This is a genomic window from Streptomyces atriruber (assembly GCF_001418325.1).
GTDB classification, from domain to species: Bacteria; Actinomycetota; Actinomycetes; order Streptomycetales; family Streptomycetaceae; genus Streptomyces; species Streptomyces atriruber.
This window is the reverse complement of the sequence record NZ_LIPN01000319.1, coordinates 1-2,702: the sequence shown is the minus strand read 5'-3', so window position 1 is coordinate 2,702 and position 2,702 is coordinate 1. Positions and strand designations below refer to the sequence as shown.

The window sequence follows — 2,702 nt, the reverse complement described above, 5'->3', positions numbered from 1 at the left end:
CTGCGCGTCCTGGCCACCAGCCAGGAGCCGCTGGGCCTGACCGGCGAGATCGTGTTCCTCGTGGAGCCGCTCCCCGCCGCGGACGCCGTCCGGCTGTTCGCCGCCCGTGCCGCCGCCGCGGCCCCCGGCTTCACGCTCACCGCCGGTGGTGACGACGAGGCGGCCGTGGCGGAGATCTGCCGCCGCCTGGACGGCATACCGCTCGCGCTCGAACTCGCCGCCACGCGCGTACGGGCCCTGGGAGTGGCGGAGTTGGCCGAGCGGCTCGGTGACCGGTTCCGGCTGCTCAGCTCGGGGCAGCGCGGCGCCCCGGCCCGCCAGCAGACGCTGCGGGCGATGATCGACTGGAGCTGGGAGCTGCTCACCGCGCCCGAGCGCATCGTGCTGCGCCGCCTCGCCGTGCACCGCGACGGCTGCACGCTCGACGCGGCGGAGGACGTCTGCGCGGGCGACGGCGTGACCCGCGACGAGGTCCTCGACCTCGTGACCCGCCTCGTCGACCGCTCCCTCGTGGTCGTGGCCTCCGGGCCCGCCGGGACGGCGCCGCGCTACCGCCTCCTGGAGTCCGTGGCCGCGTACGCCATGGAACGGCTGCACGCGATGGAGGACCTCACCGGCGTACGCGAACGCCATCTGCGCCACTATCTGGACCTCGCCGAACGGGCCGAGCCCCGGCTGCGCGACGGCGGCCAGCAGGTCTGGCTGGGGCGGCTCGACGCCGAGGCGGCCAATCTCCGTGCGGCGCTGGACGAGGCGGTCCGGCGCCCTTCGGGGGACGACGCCGTGCGGCTCGCCGCCGCGCTCACCTGGTGGTGGCTGCTCCGCGGCCGCCTCACGGAGGCCCGCCGCTCCCTCGAAGCAGTACTCGACGCGAAGGCCGACGACAGCCGACTCGGCCCGCTCCACGCCGCGTTCCGGCTGCTGACCGGAGAGGGCGGGTCGCAGGCCGCGCACCGCACCCCCGCCGCCCCGCACACCGCCCGCACCCGCTGGCTCCACGCCTACGCCCTCTTCAGCGCGGGCGACCCGGCCGCCAGCGAGGACGCCAACGCACAGGCCCTCGCCCTGGCCGACCGCACCGACGACCAGTGGACGACCGCCGCCGCGCTCGCCCTGCGCGCGATGCACGCGCTGATCCGCGGCGATCTCGACACGATCGGCCGCGACGGGCGGCGGGCCGCCCTGCTCTTCGCCGAACAGGGCGACCGGTGGGGCGAGTTGCAGACCGTCGCGCCGCTCGCCGCGCTCGCCGAGATCAAGGGGGACTACGAGGAGGCCGCGCGTCGGCAGGAGGAGGGGCTGACCATCGCGCGCGAGCTCGGTCTCCGGGCGGAGGTCGCCGCACGCCTCTCCGGTCTCGGCCGTCTCGCGCTGCTCACGCACGACTGGGAGCGGGCGCACGAACTGCACACGCAGGCCCACGCGCTGGCGGCCGCGCAGGGCTACCGCTACGGCCAGATCCACGCGGCGATGGGCCTCGCGCTCGGCGCCCGCCGCTCCGGCGACCTGGACGCGGCCGAGGCGCACCTGACGCGCATCCGGGACCGGCACGCCGACGTGTCCTCCCCCGCGGGCGACCACCTGCACCACGCCGAGCTCGGCTTCGTCGCGGAGCTCCGGGGCGACGGGCCCGGCGCCGAGGCCCACCACCTCCTCGGCCTCAAGACGGCCCGCGCCCTCGCCGAGCCACGGGCCCTCGCCCTCTCCCTGGAGGGGCTGGCGGGCGCCGCCTCCGTGTCCGGGGCGGCCGAGCGGGCCGCCCTGCTCCTCGGCGCGGCGGACGCGGCCCGCAGGAGCGTGGGAGCCCCGCTGCCGCCCGCCGAACGCGGCGACGTCGACCGCATCGCGGCGGCGGCGCGGGCGGCCCTCGGCGAGGCCGCCTACGCGGAGGCGTTCGCGCGGGGCGGCCTGCTGCCCACCGACGAACTTCCGTTCGACTAGCTGCGGAGAGGCCCGTATACAGTGGCGAGATCCCGCATTTCACCCGGGATGCGGGGGCCAGGGATGAACCATCGAGTGGGGGGCCTGACATGGCACTGTTCGGAAACGCGCACACCGTCGATCCGATGAAGGCGCAGAGCGAGTACGGGCGGCTGCTCGGGCACGGCGAGCAGGTGCACGCCGCGTACACGCTGATACGCGACACCATGCTGTTCACGGACCGTCGGCTGATCATGGTCGACAAGCAGGGGATCACCGGCAAGAAGGTCGAGTACCACTCGGTGCCGTACCGCAGCATCACCCACTTCGCCGTGGAGACCGCCGGGCACTTCGACCTCGACGCGGAGCTGAAGATCTGGATCTCCAGCAACCCGACGCCGCTGCAGAAGACGTTCACGAAGGGCGTCGACATCTACGAGGTGCAGGCGATCCTCACGCAGTTCGTGGCCCGCTGACGAACCCGCGGAGTCCGCCGGTCGCAACCTTCGGCGTCCCCGCATAGACCAAAGTGCGATGAGCGCGCCGCGCGTTCATCGGCATGCTCGGGATCACCGGACGGCGGCGGCAGGGCCGCCGCCGGATCGGGATCACGGGAGGCGCTGTGTGGAACGACGCTGTGCGGAACGGCGGTGGTAGCGGTATCAGCAGGAGCCGGTTCCTGACGGGGGCCGCCACGGTGGGGGCCGCGGTCGCCGCCGGAGCACTGGCGGGGGCGGGCCCGGCCGGGGCCGTCGGTACGGCACGTCGTGGCACTCCCGTGC

The 2,702-nt window shown here is 75.0% G+C and carries 2 protein-coding genes; both read left to right on the top strand.

Annotated features, from left to right (window positions below; all coding sequences use genetic code 11):
* A partial coding sequence (locus AOK03_RS29360) for a winged helix-turn-helix domain-containing protein (RefSeq protein ID WP_167355653.1) occupies positions 1-1,941 on the top strand: 1,941 nt, incomplete at its 5' end.
* A gap of 89 nt (positions 1,942-2,030) precedes the next feature.
* Entirely contained in the window at positions 2,031-2,396 is a 366-nt protein-coding gene (locus tag AOK03_RS29355; protein ID WP_055568388.1) for a PH domain-containing protein, read from the top strand.
* Positions 2,397-2,702 lie beyond the last annotated feature (306 nt).